This is a genomic window from Bradyrhizobium cajani, assembly GCF_009759665.1.
Lineage (GTDB): Bacteria > Pseudomonadota > Alphaproteobacteria > Rhizobiales > Xanthobacteraceae > Bradyrhizobium > Bradyrhizobium cajani.
On the sequence record NZ_WQNE01000029.1, the window covers coordinates 95,934 to 117,228 of the forward strand.

At 64.5% G+C, this 21,295-nt stretch carries 21 protein-coding genes; 10 read left to right on the top strand and 11 right to left on the bottom strand.

Annotated elements, in window-relative coordinates; translation table 11 throughout:
- Positions 1 to 3: 3 nt before the first annotated feature.
- On the top strand, positions 4 to 609 hold the full coding sequence (locus GPL20_RS28690; protein WP_167533264.1) for an LOG family protein: 606 nt from the start codon (positions 4 to 6) through the stop codon (positions 607 to 609).
- 4 nt (positions 610 to 613) lie between these two features.
- Here the strand turns inward: GPL20_RS28690 and GPL20_RS28695 are convergent, their stop codons facing one another.
- From GPL20_RS28695 to cysS, 4 genes are all read right to left on the bottom strand, one after another.
- Positions 614 to 991 carry a VOC family protein gene (locus GPL20_RS28695; RefSeq protein WP_157333973.1) on the bottom strand — a complete coding sequence of 126 codons (378 nt, stop codon included), beginning with the start codon at positions 989 to 991 and terminating at the stop codon, positions 614 to 616.
- 117 nt (positions 992 to 1,108) lie between these two features.
- Positions 1,109 to 2,707, bottom strand: coding sequence for a citramalate synthase (gene cimA / locus GPL20_RS28700; protein ID WP_157333975.1), 1,599 nt, complete (start codon positions 2,705 to 2,707; stop codon positions 1,109 to 1,111).
- The gene (locus tag GPL20_RS28705) at positions 2,704 to 3,195 is read right to left on the bottom strand and encodes a GNAT family N-acetyltransferase (protein ID WP_157333977.1); all 492 of its coding nucleotides are present in this window, start codon (positions 3,193 to 3,195) and stop codon (positions 2,704 to 2,706) included. Before GPL20_RS28705 ends, cimA begins: the two co-directional genes overlap by 4 nt.
- A gap of 115 nt (positions 3,196 to 3,310) precedes the next feature.
- Positions 3,311 to 4,693, bottom strand: a complete 1,383-nt coding sequence (gene cysS, locus GPL20_RS28710; RefSeq protein WP_157333979.1) for a cysteine--tRNA ligase — start codon at positions 4,691 to 4,693, stop codon at positions 3,311 to 3,313.
- Between the two features lie 291 nt (positions 4,694 to 4,984).
- Here cysS and GPL20_RS28715 point away from each other — a divergent pair, with 291 nt between their 5' ends.
- Positions 4,985 to 5,290 (top strand): hypothetical protein, encoded by a 306-nt coding sequence (locus tag GPL20_RS28715; RefSeq protein ID WP_157333981.1) that lies wholly within the window; start codon positions 4,985 to 4,987, stop codon positions 5,288 to 5,290.
- A 129-nt stretch (positions 5,291 to 5,419) separates the two neighbouring features.
- Positions 5,420 to 6,619: a DUF2865 domain-containing protein gene (locus tag GPL20_RS28720; RefSeq protein ID WP_157333983.1), complete on the top strand. Its 1,200-nt coding sequence runs from the start codon at positions 5,420 to 5,422 to the stop codon at positions 6,617 to 6,619.
- 57 nt (positions 6,620 to 6,676) lie between these two features.
- Here the strand turns inward: GPL20_RS28720 and GPL20_RS28725 are convergent, their stop codons facing one another.
- Complete coding sequence (locus tag GPL20_RS28725; RefSeq protein WP_157333985.1) at positions 6,677 to 7,585, bottom strand: DUF2189 domain-containing protein; 909 nt, start codon at positions 7,583 to 7,585, stop codon at positions 6,677 to 6,679.
- A 531-nt stretch (positions 7,586 to 8,116) separates the two neighbouring features.
- On the opposite strand from GPL20_RS28725, the gene GPL20_RS28730 reads away from it, so the two are divergent.
- The 5 genes from GPL20_RS28730 (at position 8,117) to GPL20_RS28750 (ending at position 12,648) form a co-directional block, all read left to right on the top strand.
- Positions 8,117 to 8,950 (top strand): cytochrome c oxidase subunit II, encoded by an 834-nt coding sequence (locus tag GPL20_RS28730; RefSeq protein ID WP_157333987.1) that lies wholly within the window; start codon positions 8,117 to 8,119, stop codon positions 8,948 to 8,950.
- 79 nt (positions 8,951 to 9,029) lie between these two features.
- Complete coding sequence (locus tag GPL20_RS28735) at positions 9,030 to 10,808, top strand: cbb3-type cytochrome c oxidase subunit I (protein WP_157333989.1); 1,779 nt, start codon at positions 9,030 to 9,032, stop codon at positions 10,806 to 10,808.
- Positions 10,805 to 11,509, top strand: coding sequence for a cytochrome c oxidase subunit 3 (locus GPL20_RS28740; protein WP_254125117.1), 705 nt, complete (start codon positions 10,805 to 10,807; stop codon positions 11,507 to 11,509). The genes GPL20_RS28735 and GPL20_RS28740 overlap by 4 nt, the downstream gene beginning before the upstream one ends.
- 14 nt (positions 11,510 to 11,523) lie before the next feature.
- Positions 11,524 to 12,246 carry a heme-copper oxidase subunit III family protein gene (locus tag GPL20_RS28745; protein ID WP_157333991.1) on the top strand — a complete coding sequence of 241 codons (723 nt, stop codon included), beginning with the start codon at positions 11,524 to 11,526 and terminating at the stop codon, positions 12,244 to 12,246.
- A 9-nt stretch (positions 12,247 to 12,255) separates the two neighbouring features.
- Complete coding sequence (locus tag GPL20_RS28750) at positions 12,256 to 12,648, top strand: cytochrome C oxidase subunit IV family protein (RefSeq protein ID WP_167533265.1); 393 nt, start codon at positions 12,256 to 12,258, stop codon at positions 12,646 to 12,648.
- A 174-nt stretch (positions 12,649 to 12,822) separates the two neighbouring features.
- Here GPL20_RS28750 and GPL20_RS28755 read toward each other — a convergent pair whose 3' ends face one another.
- The 4 genes from GPL20_RS28755 to GPL20_RS28770 form a co-directional block, all read right to left on the bottom strand.
- The gene (locus tag GPL20_RS28755) at positions 12,823 to 13,356 is read right to left on the bottom strand and encodes a putative immunity protein (protein WP_157333993.1); all 534 of its coding nucleotides are present in this window, start codon (positions 13,354 to 13,356) and stop codon (positions 12,823 to 12,825) included.
- Between the two features lie 143 nt (positions 13,357 to 13,499).
- Positions 13,500 to 15,257, bottom strand: coding sequence for an NAD+ synthase (locus tag GPL20_RS28760; protein ID WP_157333995.1), 1,758 nt, complete (start codon positions 15,255 to 15,257; stop codon positions 13,500 to 13,502).
- Between the two features lie 26 nt (positions 15,258 to 15,283).
- A complete protein-coding gene (locus GPL20_RS28765; RefSeq protein WP_157333997.1) occupies positions 15,284 to 15,637 on the bottom strand; it encodes a diacylglycerol kinase in 354 nt (117 codons plus the stop codon).
- A gap of 4 nt (positions 15,638 to 15,641) precedes the next feature.
- The gene (locus GPL20_RS28770) at positions 15,642 to 17,030 is read right to left on the bottom strand and encodes a class II 3-deoxy-7-phosphoheptulonate synthase (RefSeq protein ID WP_157333999.1); all 1,389 of its coding nucleotides are present in this window, start codon (positions 17,028 to 17,030) and stop codon (positions 15,642 to 15,644) included.
- A 181-nt stretch (positions 17,031 to 17,211) separates the two neighbouring features.
- Between GPL20_RS28770 and GPL20_RS28775 the strand changes: the two genes are divergently transcribed.
- Positions 17,212 to 18,108 (top strand): alpha/beta hydrolase family protein, encoded by an 897-nt coding sequence (locus tag GPL20_RS28775; protein WP_157334001.1) that lies wholly within the window; start codon positions 17,212 to 17,214, stop codon positions 18,106 to 18,108.
- A 4-nt stretch (positions 18,109 to 18,112) separates the two neighbouring features.
- Here GPL20_RS28775 and GPL20_RS28780 read toward each other — a convergent pair whose 3' ends face one another.
- Together GPL20_RS28780 and GPL20_RS28785 are read right to left on the bottom strand one after the other, a co-directional pair.
- A complete protein-coding gene (locus GPL20_RS28780) occupies positions 18,113 to 18,376 on the bottom strand; it encodes a hypothetical protein (RefSeq protein ID WP_157334002.1) in 264 nt (87 codons plus the stop codon).
- A gap of 189 nt (positions 18,377 to 18,565) precedes the next feature.
- A complete protein-coding gene (locus GPL20_RS28785) occupies positions 18,566 to 20,050 on the bottom strand; it encodes an aldehyde dehydrogenase family protein (RefSeq protein WP_167533269.1) in 1,485 nt (494 codons plus the stop codon).
- A gap of 114 nt (positions 20,051 to 20,164) precedes the next feature.
- On the opposite strand from GPL20_RS28785, the gene GPL20_RS28790 reads away from it, so the two are divergent.
- Positions 20,165 to 21,247, top strand: a complete 1,083-nt coding sequence (locus GPL20_RS28790; protein ID WP_157334006.1) for a substrate-binding domain-containing protein — start codon at positions 20,165 to 20,167, stop codon at positions 21,245 to 21,247.
- Positions 21,248 to 21,295 lie beyond the last annotated feature (48 nt).

Here is a 21,295-nt window from a genome sequence, read left to right on the forward strand (position 1 = left end):
CCAATGAGCACGATCAAAACCGTCTGTGTCTACTGCGGCTCCGGCCCCGGAACCAATCCCAGCTTCACCGAAGGCGCCAAGGCATTCGGCAAGGCGCTCGCCGAGAACAGCATCCGCCTCGTCTATGGCGGCGGATCGCTCGGCCTGATGGGCGCGGTCGCGACCTCCGTGCTCGATCACGGCGGCACCGTCACCGGCATCATCCCCGACTTCCTGCGGATGCGCGAGAACGCGCTGACGCGCGTGCAGGAGATGATCGTCACCCCCGACATGCACGAGCGCAAGCGGCTGATGTTCGAACGCTCTGACGCCTTCGTGGCGCTGCCGGGCGGCGTCGGCACGCTGGAGGAGCTGGTCGAGCAGTTGAGCTGGAAACAGCTCGGCCGTCACGCCAAGCCGGTGCTGCTCGCCAATATCGACAATTTCTGGGAGCCGCTGCTCTCGCTGCTGTCGCACATGCGCCAGACCGAGTTCATTCGCGCCGGCCTCTCGGTCGACATCCTCAAGGCCGATCGGATCGAGGAGATCCTGCCGAAGCTGAAAACCGCGGTCGCCCAGATCGCCGAGGCGGAAAAGCAGCTCGCGCCGGAAGTGGCGCGGCGGCTGTAGCGCCCTACTCGCTCGGAAACGTCACCGCTTCGATCCGGTTGCCGTCGGGATCGGTGACGAAGGCCGCGTAATAGCGCACGCGGTCGTGCGGGCGGATGCCCGGCGCGCCGTCGGATGCGCCACCGGCTGCGACAGCTGCGGCATGAAACGCATCGACCTCGCTGATTGTCTTCGCCCGCAGGCAGATGTGCACGCCGCTCTCCGGCAGGACGCGCGGCATGCCCTCGCGCAGATTGATCCAGAACTCCGGATAGGCTTTGCCGAAACCGACCGTGCGCGGCCGGGTGACGAGGCGCGCGAGCCCGAGCGCGGAGAGCGTGGCCTCGTAGAATTTTGCGGAGCGATCGAGATCGATGACGCCGACGGAGATGTGATCGATCAATGGACGAGCTCCCCTCTCTCCTCCTCGTCATTCCGGGGCGATGCAAAGCATCGAACCCGGAATCTCGAGATTCCGGGTTCGCCTCTTCGAGGCGCCCCGGAATGACGACACCAAGCCTTACGCCGGCGCCCCCGACTTCACGAGCTTGTAGATCACCGAATCCATCAGCGCCTGGAACGAGGCGTCGATGATGTTCGGGGACACGCCGACCGTGGTCCAGCTGTCGCCGTTCTCGTCCTCGCTCTCGATCAGCACGCGCGTGACCGCGCCGGTGCCGCCATTGAGGATACGCACGCGGTAATCGATCAGCTTCAGCCCCTCGATGTATTTCTGGTACTTGCCGAGATCCTTGCGCAAGGCAACGTCGAGCGCGTTGACGGGGCCGTTGCCTTCGGCCGCAGAGATCAGGTGCTCGCCGGCGACGTCGACCTTGACCACCGCGAGCGCCACGGTGACGCGCTCCCCGAGCGCGTTGTAGCGCTGCTCGACATTGACGTCGAACTGCTCGACCTCGAAATATTGCGGCACCTTGCCGAGCGTGCGGCGCGCCAGCAGGTCGAACGAAGCGTTGGCGGATTCATAGGCATAGCCCTGCGCCTCGCGCTCCTTCAACTCCTCGACGAGCCGCGTCAGCTTCGGATCGCTCTTCTCATAGGCAATGCCGGCGCGGTCGAGCTCGGCGATGACATTGGAGCGGCCGGCCTGGTCCGACACCAGCACCTTGCGGTGATTGCCGACCAGTTCCGGCAACACGTGCTCATAGGTCTGCGGATCCTTCAGCACGGCGGAGGCGTGGATGCCGGTCTTGGTGACGAAGGCGCTCTCGCCGACGTAAGCCGCATGCCGGTTCGGCACGCGGTTGAGCATGTCGTCGAGTGTGCGCGAGACCTTGACGAGCGTTGCGAGCTTCTCGGCGGTGACGCCAATCTCGAAGGCGTCCGAAAACTCCTTCTTCAATTTCAGCGTCGGGATCAGCGAGCAGAGATTGGCGTTGCCGCAGCGCTCGCCAAGGCCGTTCAGGGTGCCCTGGATCTGCCGTGCGCCGGCGCGCACCGCGGCGAGCGAATTGGCCACCGCCTGCTCGGTATCGTTATGGGCGTGGATGCCGACATGATCGCCAGGGATATGCTTCGTCACCTCGGTGACGATCGTCTCGACCTCGTTCGGCATGGTGCCGCCATTGGTGTCGCACAGCACCACCCAGCGCGCGCCGGCCTCATAGGCGGCTTTCGCGCAGGCGAGCGCGAAGCTCGCATCTTCCTTGTAGCCATCGAAAAAGTGCTCGCAGTCGAGCATGACCTCCCGGCCAGCAGCCTTCGCGGCGGCGACGCTGTCGCGGATGGAGGCGAGGTTTTCCTCCTTCGTCGTCTCCAGCGCGACGCGCACCTGATAGGCCGAAGATTTTGCCACGAAGCAGATCGCATCCGCCTTCGCTTCAAGCAGCCCGGCGACGCCGGGATCGTTGGAGACCGACCGCCCCGCCCGGCGCGTCATGCCGAAGGCGGTGAAGCGCGCATGGCTGAGCTTCGGCCTGGTGCCGAAGAACTCGGTGTCGAGCGGATTGGCGCCGGGATAGCCGCCCTCGACATAGTCGATGCCGAGATCATCGAGCATCGCCGCGATGACCTGCTTGTCGGTCAGCGTGAAATCGACGCCGTTGGTCTGCGCGCCGTCGCGCAGCGTGGTGTCGAAGAGATAGAGGCGCTCCTTGCTCATTGCGCGGCTCCGAGCGTCTTCTTCATGGTGGTGTTGGCGAGCCACTCGTCGTTGATGGTGACGCTGTTGCGCTGCTGGGCGGTGTAGCCGCGCTTGGCGAAAAACTCCTGCGCGGTGTCGCTGGCATCGACCGACAGGCCCGTCGCGCCGCGACCGCCGGCAAGTTTCTCCAGCGCATCGACCAGCATGGTCGCGATGCCCTGCCTGCCGACTGCCGGATGCACATAGAGCATGCGGATGTGATCGTTGCCGCGGAGCGAAGCGAAGCCGACGGGCGAGCCATCGAGCGTCGCGATCAGCGTCAGGTCGGATGCGAGCCGCTTGCCGAACTCCTCGTCCTCGGCCGCCTCCATCCAGGCTTCCTGCTGCGCCTCGCTATAGTCGTCGCCGGTCAGCTCCTCGATGCTGGCGGCGAAGATCGCGGCGAGCACCGGCACGTCCGCCGGCAGGAAGGGCCGCAAGCCGGGCTTAGGCAAGGTCTGTCCCATCGTCTTCACCACATCCCATAGAGTTTCAGCACCAGCGCCACGGCCGCCGCGAGCAGCAGGATCTTGAGCGCGATGTAGTAGAGCCAGTGCCGCGGGAAAGGCGTGTCAGGCCGTTTCATCGCGCGATCTCCCAGGTCGTCCCGTCCTTGGAGTCCTTGATCGCAACGCCCATCGCGGCAAGCAGATCGCGGATGCGGTCGGATTCCTTGAAATCCTTGCGGCTACGGGCGGCCGTTCGCTCCGAGATCAGGCGCTCGACTTCCTGGACATCGACACCGCTCGCCTGTTGCTTGCGGCCTTCCCACTGTGCAGCGCTCTCGGACAGGAAGCCAAGCAGCCGCAACGAACCCGCAAGAGCGGGTACATCGCTGCCACGCAGGCTGTGCAGTGCGGCGATCGCGAGCGACGTGTTGAGATCGTCGAGCAGCGGCTCGACCACGGACACAGCCGGCCTGCCGGGTTCGACGTCGGCCGCGACACGATACCAGTCGTCGAGCGTCTTCGCGCTCTCTTCCAGCGATTTCATGGTCCAGTCGATCGGCGAGCGGTAATGCGTCTTCAGCATGTTCAGGCGCAGCACCTCGCCCGGCCAGTCCGCGAGCAGCTCGCGAATGGTGATAAAGTTGCCGAGCGACTTCGACATCTTCTCACTTTCGACCTGCAGAAAGCCGTTGTGCATCCAGTAGTTCGCCATGCGCTGCTGGTGGAACGCGCAGCAGGTCTGCGCAAGCTCGTTCTCGTGATGCGGAAACACGAGATCGATGCCGCCGCCGTGGATGTCGAAATGCTCGCCGAGATGTTTCCAGGCCATCGCCGAGCACTCGACGTGCCAGCCGGGACGGCCCTCCGCCGTGATGCCGGCCGGCGACGGCCATGACGGCTCGCCGGGCTTGGACGGCTTCCACAGCACGAAGTCGGTGTTGCCCTTCTTGTAGGGCGCGACATCGACACGGGCGCCGGCGACCATCTCGTCCAGCGAGCGATTGGACAGCGCGCCATAGCGCGGCAGCGAGGCGTTGGCCGCGTTCATCGCCTGCGGCGAGAACCGCACATGGTCCTCGGCGACATAGGCAAAGCCGCCGGCGACGAGCCTTTCGATGATCTCGCGCATTTCGGCGATGTGCTCGGTCGCGCGCGGCTCGACGCTCGGCCGGAGCGCGCCCAGCGCGTCGACGTCGGCGTGAAACTGCTTTCCCGTCTGCTCGGTGACCTTGCGGATCGCCTCGTTCAGCGGCAGGCCGGGAAAATCCCGCGCGGCGCGGTCGTTGATCTTGTCGTCGACGTCGGTGATGTTGCGGACGTATTTGACGTGCGCCTCGCCATAGAGATGGCGCAACAGCCGAAACAGCACGTCGAACACGATCACGGGCCGCGCATTGCCGATATGGGCGAAGTCATAGACCGTCGGTCCGCAGACATACATGCGGACGTTGTTCGGATCGAGCGGCACAAAGGTGCGCTTTTCTCTCGTCAGAGTATCGTGAAGACGCAATTCCATGACAACCCATCCCTCTCGGCCGGGCGTCCAAGGCTCTCAATGTGTTTGAGAAAAGACGGCTCCAGCCAGCGAATCGCTAGCTCGTAATCTCGCGGCAAATGGCGCAAATGGCGAGGAGACCGTTCATGCGGCCACATATGGGCTATGAGGCGGCCCCGCGTCAAGAGAGCCGCGAAAACGCCGTTTTATCTCCGCAAAGCGCGATCGCCCCGCCATGATGGTTCATGATCCTTAACCATTTGAGCCCATTCTGGAACTGGCGGTTCCTTCTTTTTGCCCCAAGGTGTTTTCATGCGATCCTTGTTCGCGCTCATGTCCTGCGCCTTCATCGTCGCCGCCTCCAGCGCATCCGCCGAGACCCGCGTCTTCATCATCGCCAACCAGGCCGACGGCTACGGCATCGACCAATGCCTCGCTAGGGGCGAAAAGTGCGGCGCGCAGGTCGCGCGTACCTATTGCCAGTCACGGGATTTTGCCCAGGCTGCGGCCTATCGCCGGGTCGATCCCGACGAAATTACCGGCTCCGTCCCCAAAACCGGCGCAAACTGCTCCCATGGCCGCTGCGACGAATATGTTGCAATCACCTGCCAGCGCTGAATTTGCTCGGAACTGGCGCACCTTAGGCCCAATCTTTGGCCCCCGAAACGACGTGACGATGCCGCAGGAAGCGGCTATGGGAGGGCGCGCTTCGGCCCCCAACTCATGCTGGGCCGTGACCTCGCTAGAATGGCGGATATGCCTGAATTTTTGTCCCTCTCCCGTGCCCGCATCCTCCTCGCCAGCACCGTGCTCTTGAGCACGGTTGTGCTCGCCACCGGCGCGTTCGCGCAGGCCGGCCCGCCCGGACCGCCGCCGCAGCCCGGTCAGAACGGGCTTGGCCCGAATCCGATGTGCGCGCGGCTGGAAGGCCAGCTCGCCGCGCTCGATCGCGGCGGCGGTGGTGGTGACCCCGCACGCGAAGAGCAGATCCGCCGCTACCAGGATTCCCAGACCCGTCAGCAGGCCGAGCTCGACCGCGTCACCATGCAGGCCAAGCGCATGGGCTGCGATTCCTCCGGCTTCTTCTCGCTGTTCAACGGCCAGTCGGCGCAATGCGGCCCGGTCAACACCCAGATCCAGCAGATGCGCGCCAATCTGGATCAGATCACCGGCAATCTCGAGCGCTTGCGCGGCGGCGGTCCCGGCGGCTTCAGCCCCGAGCGCGACAGCCAGCGCCGCTCGGTGCTGATGGCGCTGGCGCAGAACAATTGCGGCCCGCAATATGTCAACGCCGCCCAGTCGCAGGGCGGCGGCAACTTCCTCAGCAATCTGTTCGGCGGCGGCAACAACCCCAACAATCCGCAAGCCGTGCCACCCTCCGATCTCGGCCCGCAGTCCGGCACCTTCCGCACCGTGTGCGTGCGCACCTGCGACGGCGCCTATTTCCCGATCTCCTTTGCCACCGTCCCGGCCCGCTTCCCCGATGACGAGAAGACCTGCAAGGCGCTGTGCCCGGCGGCGGAAGCCTCGCTCTATGCCTATCGCAATCCGGGCGAGGACATGAACTCGGCAGTGTCGGTCTCCGGCCAACCCTACACGGCGCTGCCGACCGCGTTCAAATTCCGCAGCGAGTTCAACCCGTCCTGCTCCTGCAAGGCCGCGGGCCAGAGCTGGGCCGACGCGCTGAAATCCGCCGACGACAAGGCCGCCGCCGAGCAGCAGGGTGACATCATCGTCACCGAGGAGAGCGCCAAGAAAATGCAGCAGCAGCGGCTCAACAAGGGCACGCCTGCGGCGAATGGCAAGAAGGGCGCGCCCCCGGCGCCGACGACCGCCACCGCGCCGGCTGCGACACCGCCTGCCGATACGAGCACGCCGGCGACGAGCTCGGAGAACAAGCCGATCCGCTCGGTCGGCCCGACCTTCCTGCCGCAGCAGCAGAAATAGGTCGTTATTCTTTGTCATGTCCCGCGAAGGCGGCCGCCAGGGGCGGCCGTTTCGCTGTTACTGCTCGCGCTCGCGGCTCCACGGGAAGAGATTTGCCGGAAAGTCCGCTGCGTAGCGCTTTCCCTGCGGCGGCGGTGGAGGTTCGTCCGGGGGATTTGGGTTCGGCTCGATCACCCGCCGATAGAGGTGCCAGGTGGCATGGCCGAGCACCGGCAGAACGACGGCGAGACCGACGAAGAACGGGAGCGAGCCGATCACCAGCAGCGCCGCCACGATGAGGCCCCACCCGGCCATCACAACCGGATTCTCCGCCACTGCGCGGAGCGACGTGCGGATCGCATCGATTGCAGTCGCATGCCGGTCGAGCATCAACGGGAACGACACGACGCTGATGCACAGGGCCACGACCGCAAACAGGAAGCCGGCACCGCAACCGACGATGATCAGCGACCAGCCTTCCGGCGTCGTCAGGACGCGCGTTGCGAAATCGGGAATGCTTGCAGCCGGCGCGTGACCGAAGATGGTGACGTAGATCGCGTTCGCGACACCGATCCAGGCCCCGAACAGGACGAGCAGCAGTACGCCGAGCTCGAGCATGGCGCCGAACGACGGTGCGCGCAGCACCTTGATCGCGTCCCATGCATCGACCTCCTCGCCGCGCTCGCGGCGACGACTGAGCTCGTAGAGACCAATCGCGGCAAAGGGACCGATCAAGGCAAATCCGGCGGCCAGCGGAAACAATAGCGGCAGCACCGAATAGCCGAGGACCGCCCTGAACAGGACGAGGCCGAGGACGGGATAGATCACGCACACGACGATCGCGTGACTTGGCATTGCCTGGAAATCCTCCCAACCCAGGCGTAGCGCGCGGGTCAGGTCGGACAGATCGATCTTACGAATGGGATAAGAGGCCGCTTCGCCGAAGACGTGCCGCCTTATCATGCCGTGGGAGTACAGAGTGGCCATGAACGCACCCTCCCGTGCTGAAAATCGCGCTGGCTACAACACGCGCTTTCCAGCCACGCGTGTCCGCTTCACGAGCGAGAACGCGATGGGCCGGGTACGGCAACTCAGGTTCAGCGAAACGAGCCTGGCCGGACGGAACCCGCCGCGACCTGTCTCACGAACTTAGCGCGCACGGGGCACGGCTGCAAACGGTGGGTGAATTGTGCACGTGCACAGATTTGTGCGTTGCGTCAGCCAAGACCCCGCCGCCTGACACGCCCAACTTGCCTGGCGACCGCAACGCCCGCGCCACGTCAGCACGTCTACGTGCTTGACGCCGGGTTAGGCAGGTATCATTTTAAACGCAGACGCCCTCAGCGCCGATGAGTTTGGTGGTCGCGACCGTTCTCTTGATTTCGCGACCGGTGGAAGGGGCGAGGCAACAGGCCGGCGATGGCAAAGATGCCAACCAAGAAAGGCCAGCCATCGCGACAGACATGAGCTCCGCCCTGGATTCGTATCCGCAGCCTTCGATGGCAAGGATGAATCAGGATGGTTGTCGCACTGATACTGCTTCTGGTCGCGATCGGCTCGGTGCTGTTTCACATCTACAGCCCGTGGTGGTGGACGCCGATCGCCACGAACTGGGCCTATATCGACCACACCATCAACATCACGTTCTGGATCACGGGGTTCGTGTTCGTCGCGGTCATCGCGTTCATGGCCTATTGCGTCTTCCGCTTTCACCACAAAGAGGGAAGACGGGCTGACTACAATCCGGAAAACAAAAGGCTCGAATGGTGGCTGAGCGTCGGGACCGGCGTCGGCGTCGCGGCCATGCTGGCGCCGGGCCTCATCGTCTGGCACCAGTTCGTGACGGTGCCTGCGGATGCCACCGAGGTCGAGGTCATGGGCCAGCAATGGCAATGGAGCTTCCGTCTTCCGGGCAAGGATGGGCGGATGGGCACATCTGATGTCCGCAACATCGATCCCGACAACCCGATGGGCCTCAATCGCGACGATGCACATGCTCAGGACGACGTCGTGATCGAGAGCGGCGACCTGCACCTTCAAGTGGGAAAGCCGGTCAAGATTCTCCTCCGCTCGGTCGACGTCCTGCACGATTTCTACGTGCCCGAGTTCCGGGCCAAGATGGACATGGTCCCGGGCGCGGTGACCTACTTCTGGATCAAGCCCATCCGAACCGGAACGTTCGACGTTCTCTGTGCAGAGCTCTGTGGCGCTGCTCATTATCAGATGCGGGCCAAGGTCATCGTCGACGAAGAGGGCGAGTATCACGCCTGGCTGGAGCAACAGAAGACGTTTGCAGAGTTGTCGGGTGGCAAGGCGGTTGTGAAGGCGACGTACCAATCCGGCGGCAAGTAGCGAGGCGCCGCCGCGAAGATAGATCGGGTGCGTGAGGTCAACTCATCGTCCCCGATGGAAACGACCGAGGAGGTTTTCTATGGTCGATATTCCCTATGACAGGATTGCGGGCATCCCGCCTGCCGAAGTACCTGATGTCGAGCTCTATCATCCGAGGAGCTGGTGGACACGGTATGTCTTCTCGCAGGACGCCAAGGTCATCGCCATTCAATACTCGCTGACAGCCTCCGCCATCGGGCTGGTGGCCCTGGTGCTGTCATGGCTGATGCGACTGCAACTGGGATTCCCCGGCACATTCTCCTTCATCGACGCCAACCAGTACCTCCAGTTCATCACCATGCACGGCATGATCATGGTGATCTACCTGCTCACCGCATTGTTCCTGGGCGGCTTCGGCAACTACCTGATCCCGCTGATGGTCGGCGCCCGGGACATGGTCTTTCCTTACGTGAACATGCTGAGCTACTGGGTCTACCTGCTTGCGGTCCTGGTGCTAGCCTCGACGTTCTTCGTGCCCGGCGGACCGACAGGTGCCGGCTGGACGCTGTATCCGCCGCAAGCGATCCTCTCCGGAACGCCCGGGCAGGATTGGGGCATCATTCTCATGATGGCGTCCCTGATCCTGTTCATCATCGGCTTCACCATGGGCGGGCTGAATTATGTGGTCACGGTGCTCCAGGCGCGCACCCGCGGCATGACGTTGATGCGCCTGCCTCTGACGGTGTGGGGAATTTTCACGGCAACGGTCATGGCCTTGCTGGCATTCCCCGCGCTCTTCGTTGCCTCGGTGATGCTGCTGTTCGACCGTCTCCTGGGAACCAGCTTCTTCATGCCCTCGCTCCTCGAGATGGGCACGCTTTCGAAATATGGCGGCGGCAGCCCGCTGCTGTTCCAGCACCTGTTCTGGTTCTTCGGCCACCCCGAGGTCTACATCGTCGCCTTGCCCGCCTTCGGCATCGTCTCCGATCTGATCAGCACGCATGCGCGCAAGAACATCTTCGGTTACCGCATGATGGTATGGGCGATCGTGGCCATCGGCGCGCTCAGCTTCATCGTGTGGGCGCACCACATGTATGTGAGCGGCATGTTCCCGCAATTCGGCTACTTCTTCGCCACGACGACGCTCATCATCGCCATCCCCACGGCGATCAAGGTCTACAACTGGGTGCTGACCCTGTGGCGCGGCGATATTCATCTCAGGGTGCCGATGCTGTTCGCCCTCGGCTTCATCATCACCTTCGTGAACGGCGGGCTGACCGGCCTCTTCCTCGGCAACGTCGTCGTGGACGTTCCCCTCTCGGATACCATGTTCGTGGTCGCGCACTTCCACATGGTGATGGGCGTGGCGCCGATCATGGTCGTGCTCGGCGCGATCTATCATTGGTACCCCAAGGTCACGGGTCGGATGCTGAACGACGTCCTCGGCAAGTTTCACTTCTGGGTCACGTTCCTCGGCGCCTACCTGATCTTCTTCCCCATGCACTATCTTGGACTTCTTGGGGTCCCGCGCCGGTACTTCGAACTTGGCGATGCGGCATTCATCCCGTCTTCGGCCCATTCACTGAACGCCTTCATTTCCGTTGTGGCCCTGGCTGTCGGCTTCAGCCAAATGGTGTTCCTGTTCAATCTTGTCTGGAGCCTGTTCAAGGGCGAGGCCTCGGGCGGCAATCCGTGGCGGGCGACAACGCTGGAATGGCAGACGCCGGAGACACCCCCCGGGCACGGCAACTGGGGGAAGGAGCTCCCGATCGTCTACCGCTGGGCCTATGACTACAGCGTACCCGGCGCCGAGGAGGACTTCATTCCGCAGAACCAGCCGCCGCGCGCGACGCATGTCGTCGAGGGAGCTGCTTCGTGAGCGCCATCATCCTGTTCCTGGCTGTGATCGCGGCGATCGCTGGATGGTGGCTGATGCAGCAGCGGCTCACGGCCAAGCCGTGGCTGGAGGAAGGCCCGGCCGGTCAATTCCCCGGCGGCGATGCCATGACATGGCCGGCGGCGAAGATCGGACTTGGCGTGTTTCTCGCCGTCGCGAGCGCGTTGTTCGTCCTCTTCATCAGCGCCTATTCGATGCGCATGAACGTGGTGGACTGGCGGGCGCTGCCCGTGCCGCGGCTGCTGTGGCTCAACACGGGCGTCCTGGTCCTGAGCAGCGTCGCGCTGCAATGGTCGTACATGGCCGCGCGCCGCCACGATGCTGAGGACGTCATGATCGGCCTGCTCGCGGGCGGAGCATCTGCCGTGATCTTCCTCGCCGGACAGCTCCTGGCCTGGCAGCAGCTCAACGCGGCCGGTTATTTCGTGGCGTCCAATCCGGCCAATTCCTTCTTCTACCTGTTGACCGCGCTGCACGGGCTGCATCTGACGGGCGGCCTGGTGGCGCTGGGCAGAACCTCGGTCAAGGTGTGGCGCAGTTCCGGAAGCGCCGACATGCGCTTGAGCGTCGAATTATGCGCCATCTACTGGCACTTCCTGCTCCTGGTCTGGCTTGTCCTGCTCGGGCTTCTCACGGGCTGGACCGACGATTTCGTCAACATCTGTCGCCAATTGCTGAGCTAGGGAGGCGAGACCAGATGGCTGAAACCGTGCTGACACATTCGGGCCAATCGCCTGCGCGGCTTGACGGCTGGCGCGGCATCGCCGCCGACTGGGCCTCCGATCAGCGCACGTTCAAGAACGTGTCCTGGGGCAAGGCCATGATGTGGATCTTCCTCCTCAGCGACACCTTCATCTTCAGTTGCTTCCTGCTCTCCTACATGACGGCGCGCATGTCGACGACCGTGCCGTGGCCCAACCCGAGCGAAGTCTTCGCCCTCAACATCGCCGGCAACCACATTCCGCTGATCCTGATCGCCATCATGACCTTCATCCTGATCAGCAGCAGCGGCACGATGGCGATGGCTGTCAATTTCGGCTACCGCCGCGATCGCGTCAGAACCGCAGCCTTGATGCTGGTCACGGCAGCCTTCGGCGCAACCTTCGTCGGAATGCAGGCGTTCGAATGGACCAAGCTGATCATGGAGGGCGTCCGGCCCTGGGGCAATCCGTGGGGCGCGCCGCAGTTCGGCGCGAGCTTCTTCATGATCACCGGCTTTCACGGCACCCACGTGACCATCGGCGTGATCTTCCTGATCGCTATTGCGCGGAAGGTCCTGCGTGGCGACTTCGACGTCGAGAGGCGCGGCTTCTTCACGAGCCGCAAGGGCTATTACGAGATCGTCGAGATCATGGGCCTGTACTGGCACTTCGTCGATCTCGTGTGGGTGTTCATCTTTGCCTTGTTCTATCTTTGGTGAGGTCGGCGCATGACAAACGCGGCGGTACACATGGAAGGCCAGCTCCACGCTCCGGCGCATGGCGCAGTCGCAACAGGAGCCGTTCACGCCAAGGGTCAACAGCACCCGATCAGGCTCTACCTCGTGGTCTGGGGCTGGTTGTTTGTCCTCAGCACGTTCTCGTACCTCGTCGACTACTTCGGCCTGCAGGGCTATCTCAGGTGGTCGCTGATCCTGCTGTTCATGGTGTTGAAGGCCGGCCTGATCGTCGCCGTCTTCATGCACATGGCCTGGGAGCGGCTGGCCTTGGCCTATGCGATCCTGGCGCCGCCGATTGCGGTGCTGGTATTTGTCGCGATCATGGTGCTCGAATCCGAGTATACGCACTTCCTTCGGGTGCTGTTCTTCGCAGGCCCGTCGTAGCAGTACGGGAGTTCGCTCCTCACTCCACTGTCATGCCCCGCGAGCCCGATGACAGGCTCCGGCGGGGCATCCAGTATTCCGCGGCAGCAGTTTGTTTCCACAACGCCCGCCGCAGAGTACTGGATCATCCGTCTTCGCGGATGATGACAGCGGAATGAGTGACCGGCAGACAGCTTACGCAAGCCCATCGCGAAGCCTCCGGTCGATTGAGCGCAGCAGTTCGCCTACCCGCCCGCCGCCGGGCGGTGCTGCCGGATAGCGCCGCAGGACCTCGACAAGCCTTGGCGTCGCGCGACGGACGGCGCGCTCAACATAATCGGCACCGCCCCCGGGATCCCCAGCCGTTGCAAGTTCGACGGCCCGGGCCGCGTGGGCCGGCGCGCCGAGGATGTGCCTGACCTGGGTCGATCGCGCCAGGGGATGAAGATAGGCCGCGGATGAGGCGCTCATCGCCGCTCGCGCAGCCTGGCTCGCTGCCGCATCTTCGGCTTCCTTTGCTGCCTTCAGCGCCGCCCAAGCTGCATCGCGCAGAGCCTTTGCCCGCTTGCCTCCCTGCGCGAACGTCCGCGCGGCTTCGACTGCGTCACGTGGACGGAAATCCGCGGGATACGATCGCTCGAATATCTCCAGCACATCCACGGCATTTTCCGCCGCATAGGCGGCAACCTCTCGGAGGTCTTCCATGTCCAAAGAGATTTCGTCTGCCATACTGCGTCCGCTCGCCACCAGCTTGGGCGCATGCCTATGAATGCTCTATGGCCGAATTCGGCCGACCAAGCACAGGCCGCAGCTTGCTCGATCATCGCGTTCGCGGATGATGACGGCGGAATGTGCCGTGACAGCGCTACCGCTCACCCCTCGAACGCGTCGATCGACGCCCCGCTGCCGCGCGAGACCAGTGTTTCGTCGTGCGCCGGCAGCGGCTCGCCCTTGTCGCGAAAACGGTTGGTGATGGGATAGCGACGGTCACGACCGAAGTTCCTGGCCGTCACTTTCACGCCGGGCGCGGCCTGGCGGCGCTTGTATTCGGCGACGTTGAGCAGATGGTCTATGCGGGTGACTGTCTCGCGGTCGAAGCCGGCGGCGATGATCGCCTCGAGCGGCTCCTCGCGCTCGACCAGGCGCTCCAGGATGGCATCGAGCACGTCGTAAGGCGGCAGCGAATCCTGGTCGGTCTGGTTCTCGCGCAATTCCGCCGTCGGCGGGCGCGTGATGATGTCGGGCGGGATCACCTCGCCGGCGGGGCCAAGCGCGCCATCCGGCTTCCAGCCGTTGCGCAAGCTTGCCAGGCGAAACACCTGCGTCTTGTAGATGTCCTTGATCGGGTTGAAGCCGCCGTTCATGTCGCCATAGAGCGTGGCGTAGCCGACCGACATCTCCGACTTGTTGCCCGTCGTCACCACCATCAAGCCGGTCTTGTTGGAGATCGCCATCAGCAGCGTGCCGCGGGTGCGGGCCTGAAGGTTTTCCTCGGTGATATCTGGCGGCAGGTTCTTGAAGATGCCGGACAGGATAGTTTCGAAGCCGGTCACCGCTTCTGCGATCGGCAGAACCTCGTAGCGGATGCCGAGATGGCCGGCGAGCTCGCCGGCGTCCGCGATCGAGTGTGCTGCCGTGTAGCGATAAGGCAGCATTACGCCGTGCACCTGGTCGGCGCCGAGCGCATCGACCGCGATCGCTGCGCACAGGGCAGAGTCGATGCCGCCGGAGATGCCGAGCAGCACGCCCGGAAAGCCGTTCTTGGCGACGTAGTCGCGCAAGCCCAGCACGCAAGCGGCGTAATCAGCATGGTCGCCCTCCGGCTGGGCGGCGATCGGACCCGTGCAGCGCCAGTCCTCGCCATTACGCGTGAAGCGCAACGTGGTGATGCTCTCTTCGAAGGCGGGCAGTTGCGCCGCGAGCGAGAGGTCGCCGTTCAGCACGAAGGAAGCGCCGTCGAACACCAGCTCGTCCTGGCCGCAAACCTGATTGAGATAGACCAGCGGCAGCCCGCTCTCGGTGACGCGCGCGACCGCCACCGACAGGCGCACGTCGTTCTTGTCGCGGGCGTAAGGAGAGCCGTTCGGCACCAGGATGATCTCGGCGCCGGTCTCGGCCAGCGTCTCGACCACGTTCTCGTAATCCTCGGACTCCTCCAGCCAGATATCCTCGCAGATCGGCACGCCGATGCGCACGCCGCGTACGGTGACCGGCCCTGCGGCAGGCCCGCGCGCAAACAGCCGCTTCTCGTCGAATACGCCGTAGTTCGGCAGATTGCATTTGAAGCGCAGCGCCGCGATACGGCCGCCGTCGAGCAGCGCACAGGCATTGTAGAGCCCGCCGTCCTCGACCCAGGGCGTGCCGACCAGCATCGCCGGGCCACCATCGGCGGTCTCGCGTGCGAGGCTCTCGATCGCGGCACGGCAGGCGGCCTGGAAGGCCGGCTTCTGCACGAGATCCTCCGGCGGGTAGCCGGCGATGAACAATTCCGGAAACAGGACGAGATCGGCGCCGTCGGATTTGGCCTGCGCGCGCGCGGCCCGCGCCTTCGCGGCATTGCCCTCGATGTCGCCCACGGTCGGATTGAGCTGGGCGAGCGTGACGGCGAATACGTTGAGACGTTCGGTCATGGCCCCCCGCTGTCCGATCCCTTTGGCTAGACGAAACCCAGCCGCTCGACGATGGCAAAGATCCAGAACGCGCCGGCCATCAGCAGCGCAACGCCGACCGCGGCCGAGCCCATGTCCTTGACCCGGCCGATCTGCTTGTCGTGGTCCATGGTCAGGCGGTCGGCAAGCTTCTCGATCGCGGTGTTGAGCAGCTCGACGACCAGCACGAACGCGACCGCGCAGACCAGCTCGACCGCCCGCATCGCGGTCGCGCCAATGAACCAGGCGACCGGCAGCGACACAAGGAGCGCAAAGATCTCCTCGCGGACGGCCTGCTCCGAGCGGAACGCAAAGGCCAGACCGTTGCGGGAATTGATCGTGGCCTTCCAGATCCGCAGCAAGGTCTTAGAGCCCCGCTGCGGCCGGCATCGGCTTGGCCTTGCCGGCGCGTTCCTGCTTGAGCAGCTCCGCAACCAGGAAAGCCATGTCGATGGACTGCTCGGCATTGAGGCGGGGATCGCAGACCGTGTGGTAGCGGTCGTTGAGATCCTCGTCCGTGATGGCGCGGGCGCCGCCGAGGCATTCGGTGACGTCCTGGCCGGTCATCTCCAGATGCACGCCGCCGGCATGGGTGCCTTCGGCCGCGTGGATCGCGAAGAACGACTTCACCTCCGAGAGGATGCGGTCGAACGGCCGGGTTTTGTAGCCCGACGTGGAGGTGATGGTGTTGCCGTGCATGGGATCGCACGACCAGACCACCACCCTGCCCTCGCGCTGCACGGCGCGGATCATGTTCGGCAGGTGCTCGCCGACCTTGTCGGAGCCGAAGCGGCCGATCAGCGTCAGCCGGCCCGGCTCGTTGTCGGGATTGAGCACGTCTATCAGCTTGAGCAGCTCGTCGGCCTTCAGCGACGGGCCGCACTTCAATCCGATCGGGTTCTTGATGCCGCGGAAATATTCGACATGGCCGTGATCGAGCTGGCGGGTGCGGTCGCCGATCCAGATCATGTGGCCGCTCGTCGCGTACCAGTCGCCGGTGGTGGAATCGACGCGGGTCATGGCCTGCTCATAGCCGAGCAGCAGCGCCTCGTGGCTGGTGTAGAAATCGGTGGCGCGCAGCTCGGGGTGGCTTTCGAGATCGAGGCCGCAGGCGCGCATGAAATTGAGCGCATCCGAGATGCGGTCGGCCAGCTCCTTGTAGCGGCGGGACTGCGGGGAATCCTTGAGGAAGCCGAGCATCCACTGATGCACGCTGCCGAGATTGGCGAAGCCGCCGGTCGCAAACGCGCGAAGCAGGTTCAGCGTCGCGGCCGACTGGCGGTAGGCCATCAGCTGGCGCTGCGGATCCGGCATGCGCGCTTCCTTGGTGAAGGCGATGTCGTTGACGATGTCGCCGCGATAGCTCGGCAGCTCGACGCCATTCACCTTCTCGGTCGGCGAGGACCGCGGCTTTGCGAACTGGCCGGCGATGCGGCCGACCTTCACCACGGGGACGGCGCCGGCATAGGTCAGCACCACCGCCATCTGGAGCAGCACGCGGAAGAAGTCGCGGATGTTGTTGGCGCCGTGCTCGGCAAAGCTCTCGGCGCAGTCGCCGCCCTGGAGCAGGAACGCCTCGCCGGCCGCAACGCGGCCCAGGGCCTTCTTCAGATTGCGCGCCTCGCCCGCAAACACCAGCGGCGGAAAGGTCGCAAGCTGCGCCTCGACGTCGGCCAGGGCTTTGGCGTTGGGATAATCGGGCACCTGTAGCACCGGCTTGCTGCGCCAGGACTCGGGCGTCCACCGCTCGGACATCGCAATCTCTCCGTGAAGCGAAAAGTACAACCTGATCTGTGGGTTGCGAGGGCCGCCTTATACACAGGCTGGCCCCGCCCCGCCAGTTGTAAATCCATTTCGCACTGCAAACCCTTGCGGGAAAAGCCAAATTCGCATTTGCTGGGAAGTTGCAAAGAAACTGGCGGGACTCCGGCTGCCCATGGACGCGGCGCGCGACGACGTTTTCATCGACGAGATCAGCTTCCCGGCGACCGATGGGTATGTGCTGACCGGCACCCTGTTCCTGCCGCGCGGCGCCAAGCGGCATGCCGTGCTGATCAACTCGGCGACCGCCGTCCCGCGAAAGATCTATCGCGGCTTTGCCTCCTATCTCGCCCATCGCGGCTGCGCGGTGCTCACCTACGACTATCGCGGCATCGGGGACTCCCGGCTGCCGGCGATGGTCGGTTACAACCAGCCGAAATCGCTGGTCGGCTTCAAGGCCTCGATGTCGGACTGGGCCGCGCTCGACGTCACCGCGGCGGTCAGCTGGATGCGCGAGCGCTACCACACCCTGCCGCTTGCCTATGTCGGCCATTCCTTCGGCGGCCAGGCGCTCGGGCTGATCGCGAACAACAGCGAGATCTCGCGCGCCGCGTTCGTGGCCTCGCAGGCGGCGACCTGGCGGCTGATGACGTCGCCGGAAAAATACCGCGTCTTCGCCTTCATGAATTTCGTCGGCGTGCCGCTCGCCCACGCGCTCGGCTACGCGCCGGGGTGGGCCGGCATCGGCGAGGACCTGCCCAAGGGCGTCTTCCTGCAATGGGCCGACTGGGTCTCCAGTCCCCGCTATCTCTTCGATTCAAAGCTGCCGGCGCTGGAGAACTTCGCCAACTTCAAGGGCGAGCTGCGGGCACTGTGCTTCTCCGACGATCCCTGGGCGACGCGGCCGGCGGTCGAGTTGCTCACCGGCGGTTTCACCGCGATCAAGCCGGAGGTGCTGACGGTGAAACCGTCCGACGTCGGCGCCAAGGCCATCGGGCATTTCGGCTTCTTCCGCCCCGAGCACCGCGACACACTGTGGCGCGGCGTCGCGGAATGGATCCAGGGCGAATGAAGCGTTAGCGAATGATCGTCGTCAGCGACGAGTAGCGCTTGTTCGGCTTGCTCTCGCCCGGAGCGAACTGTGCAAAAGCGTCGCTGACGCGCGTCGCCGGCGGCGTATCGCTTGCGAACCGAAATTCCTTCGGCCGTGGCGCATAGAAGCTGGCGCTGTAATAGACGTCGTCGAAACGCGTCTCGCCGACGCCGAACAAGGTGTCGCAGACGCACAGGAGCGCGTAGACGCCCGCGACCGCGATCACGACCTCTCTCAGAACAGACATGCGGTTGCCCCAACCTTTTCGGGAAGGATGCACGCCGGTTCCAAAGCCGAGGTTTAAGGCAACATGCTTCTTATCCGCAGAGTTTGCCGCCACTGAGCGGATTGCAGACAATTTTATCGAGCTCGAAAAAAGGGAGCCCGCCTGCTCCTGCGATCAGGCGGGCCCCAGGCTTGGCCGCTCGGGAGGTTCTCAGACGGCCAGGTTCATCCACACCGCTTTCGGCTCGGTGAAATTGTCGATCGCGGCGGTGCCGTGCTCGCGGCCGAGGCCGGAGTCGCGCTCGCCGCCCCAGGGCAGGCGCACATCGGTGTAGCCGTAGGTGTTCATCCACACCGTTCCTGCGCGGGCCCGCTTGGCAAAACGCTGAAGCTTGCCGATGTCGCGGCTCCAGACGCCGGCGGCGAGGCTGTAGGCGGTGCCGTTGGCGATCCTGAGCGCATCGGCCTCGTCCCTGAACTTGATGACGCTGACGACCGGGCCAAAGATCTCCTCCTGCGAGATCCGCATCTCATGCGCCACGCCCGCGAACACGGCAGGGCTGATGAAATAGCCGCGCTCGCCAATACGTTCGCCGCCGGTGACGAGGCTCGCGCCCTCGTTCCGGCCGATCTCGACATAGTCGAGGATCGACTTCATCTGCTTCTCGGAGATGACGGGCCCGAGCGCCGTCCTGCGGTCGAGCGGATCGCCGATCCTGAGCGACTTTGCGCGCGCCGCGAGACGCTCGACCACTTCGTCATAGGCCTTCTCCTGCACCAGCACGCGGGAGCCGGCCGAGCAGACCTGGCCGGCGTTGAAGAAGATGCCGGAGGCCGCAGCTTTCGAAGCCGCCTCGAGATCGGCATCGTCGAAAATGACGTTGGCCGACTTGCCGCCGAGTTCGAGCGAGACGCGCTTGAAGTTGCCGGCCGCGCCCTTCATGATTCCGCGCCCTACGCCAGGCGAGCCGGTGAAGGTGACCTTGTCGACATCGGGGTGATTGACGAGCGCGTCGCCGACGACGCGGCCCGGACCGGTGACGACGTTGAAGACGCCCGCCGGCAGGCCGGCCTCGAGCGCCAGCTCGGCGATGCGCAACGCCGACAGCGAGGTCAGTTCGGCCGGCTTCATCACCAGCGTGCAGCCGCAGGCCAGCGCCGGCGCCAGCTTCCACATCCCGATCATCAGCGGGAAATTCCACGGCACAATCGCTGCGACCACGCCGACGGGCTCGCGCACGGTGTAGGTCAGGGCATCGTCGCGCACCGGCACGACATCGCCGCTGATCTTGTCGGCCCAGCCGGCGTAGTAGACCAGCGTGTCGACGGCAGCTGGAAAATCCTGGCGCATCGTCGCCGCGATCGGCTTGCCGGCATCGATCGATTCGAGCTCGATGATTTCTTCGGCGTGCGCCTTGAGCAGGTCGGCCCAGCGCAGCAGGATCTGGCCGCGCTCGGAGGCGCGCATGGTCCGCCAAGGGCCCTCGAACGCCCGCCGCGCCGCCGCCACGGCGTGCTCGACATCGGCTTCGCCACCTTCGGCGATGGTGGCGATCACCTGCCCGGTCGCGGGATTGAGGGATTTGAAGGTGCGGCCGGAGCTCGCGGGGACGCGGCGGCCATCGATGAGCAGATGCTGCGGCCGGGCCATGAACGCGGTGGCCGGCGAATGGGCGAAGTCATATGCAACAGACATCATATTTCCTCCAGTTCTGGCATGCCAGACTAGGCGTCTATTGGCCGGAGTAAATATGATATGGTGTGCAAATGGGTGGCCTACATATGAAGCGTAGTTCATAAGGAAAAGCCGATGCTTCAGATCGAGATCGAGGCCGTCTGGCGATTTCGCCGCGAGGGCAGCCCGCGTACCGCCGTCATCATGCTCGGCGTGCTCAACGAAATCCGGAAGACCGGAAAGATCACGAGTGCGGCGAGCGATGCGCACCTGTCCTACCGGCATGTCTGGAATCTGATCGAGCAATGGTCGGAGTTCTTCGGCACGCCGCTGGTCGAGACCCAGCGCGGCAAGGGCTCGAAGCTCACGCCGTTCGGCGAGCGGCTGGTGTGGGCCGGCGAGCGCATGCAGGCACGGCTCGGGCCCCAGCTCGAGAACCTCGCGCAGGAGCTGGCGAGCGAGATCAAGCCGTTCCTCGAACAGCGTCCCTCGGTGATCCGCGTCCATGCCAGCCACGGCTTTGCCGTCGCAAAACTGCGCGAATTCCTCGATCGCGAACCCGGTATGGGCGTCGACCTGCGCTATGTCAGCAACCAGCATTCGCTGGTCTCGCTGGCGCAGGGCGCCTGCGACCTTTCCGGCCTGCATCTGCCGCACGGCGCGCTGCGGGCACAAGGCATCAAGGCGGCGCGCGAATGGCTCGATCCGCGCGAGGACCGCATCATCAGTTTCGTCACGCGCGAGATGGGCCTGATGGTCGCGCGCGGTAATCCCTTGCGCATCGCTTCGCTCGCCGATCTCACCGGGCCAAAAGTCCGCTTCGTCAATCGCGACCATGATTCCGGTACGCGCCTGTTGTTCGACCAGCTGCTCGCCGCCAACGACATCGACGAGAGCCGCATCAACGGCGCGCAGCAGATCGAATTCACCCACGCCGCGGTCGCGGCCTATGTCGCGAGCGGCATGGCGGATGCGAGCTTCGGCGTCGAGGCCGCGGCCCGGTATTTCAACCTCGATTTCATCCGCATCCTGACCGAGGATTATTTCTTCGTCTGCAAGCGCGCCTTCCTGGACACCAAGCCGATGCAGCGCATCCTCGAGATCATCCGCAGCGCCGATTTCCGCGCCGCCATCGCCACCCTGCCCGGCTACGTGCCGTCCGATACCGGCGCCGTGACCGGCGTGAAGGCGTTTCTGGAGATGCACGCCGTGCGGTGATGCTGCACAAATCGCGCGGTCGCTGCGGATGGCGGAGGCGGTCTCGCC

What these genes read in the sequence shown, in the direction of transcription:
- GPL20_RS28770 (WP_157333999.1), bottom strand. Translation starts at nt 17,030, where the DNA reads ATGTCCGAGCGGTGGACGCCCGAGTCCTGGCGCAGCAAGCCGGTGCTA.
- GPL20_RS28735 (WP_157333989.1), top strand. Translation starts at nt 9,030, where the DNA reads ATGGTCGATATTCCCTATGACAGGATTGCGGGCATCCCGCCTGCCGAA.
- GPL20_RS28720 (WP_157333983.1), top strand. Translation starts at nt 5,420, where the DNA reads ATGGCGGATATGCCTGAATTTTTGTCCCTCTCCCGTGCCCGCATCCTC.
- GPL20_RS28785 (WP_167533269.1), bottom strand. Translation starts at nt 20,050, where the DNA reads ATGTCTGTTGCATATGACTTCGCCCATTCGCCGGCCACCGCGTTCATG.
- GPL20_RS28715 (WP_157333981.1), top strand. Translation starts at nt 4,985, where the DNA reads ATGCGATCCTTGTTCGCGCTCATGTCCTGCGCCTTCATCGTCGCCGCC.
- GPL20_RS28705 (WP_157333977.1), bottom strand. Translation starts at nt 3,195, where the DNA reads ATGGGACAGACCTTGCCTAAGCCCGGCTTGCGGCCCTTCCTGCCGGCG.
- GPL20_RS28690 (WP_167533264.1), top strand. Translation starts at nt 4, where the DNA reads ATGAGCACGATCAAAACCGTCTGTGTCTACTGCGGCTCCGGCCCCGGA.
- GPL20_RS28790 (WP_157334006.1), top strand. Translation starts at nt 20,165, where the DNA reads ATGCTTCAGATCGAGATCGAGGCCGTCTGGCGATTTCGCCGCGAGGGC.
- cysS (WP_157333979.1), bottom strand. Translation starts at nt 4,693, where the DNA reads ATGGAATTGCGTCTTCACGATACTCTGACGAGAGAAAAGCGCACCTTT.
- GPL20_RS28730 (WP_157333987.1), top strand. Translation starts at nt 8,117, where the DNA reads ATGGTTGTCGCACTGATACTGCTTCTGGTCGCGATCGGCTCGGTGCTG.
- GPL20_RS28755 (WP_157333993.1), bottom strand. Translation starts at nt 13,356, where the DNA reads ATGGCAGACGAAATCTCTTTGGACATGGAAGACCTCCGAGAGGTTGCC.
- GPL20_RS28725 (WP_157333985.1), bottom strand. Translation starts at nt 7,585, where the DNA reads ATGGCCACTCTGTACTCCCACGGCATGATAAGGCGGCACGTCTTCGGC.
- GPL20_RS28760 (WP_157333995.1), bottom strand. Translation starts at nt 15,257, where the DNA reads ATGACCGAACGTCTCAACGTATTCGCCGTCACGCTCGCCCAGCTCAAT.
- GPL20_RS28750 (WP_167533265.1), top strand. Translation starts at nt 12,256, where the DNA reads ATGACAAACGCGGCGGTACACATGGAAGGCCAGCTCCACGCTCCGGCG.
- GPL20_RS28775 (WP_157334001.1), top strand. Translation starts at nt 17,212, where the DNA reads ATGGACGCGGCGCGCGACGACGTTTTCATCGACGAGATCAGCTTCCCG.
- cimA (WP_157333975.1), bottom strand. Translation starts at nt 2,707, where the DNA reads ATGAGCAAGGAGCGCCTCTATCTCTTCGACACCACGCTGCGCGACGGC.
- GPL20_RS28745 (WP_157333991.1), top strand. Translation starts at nt 11,524, where the DNA reads ATGGCTGAAACCGTGCTGACACATTCGGGCCAATCGCCTGCGCGGCTT.
- GPL20_RS28780 (WP_157334002.1), bottom strand. Translation starts at nt 18,376, where the DNA reads ATGTCTGTTCTGAGAGAGGTCGTGATCGCGGTCGCGGGCGTCTACGCG.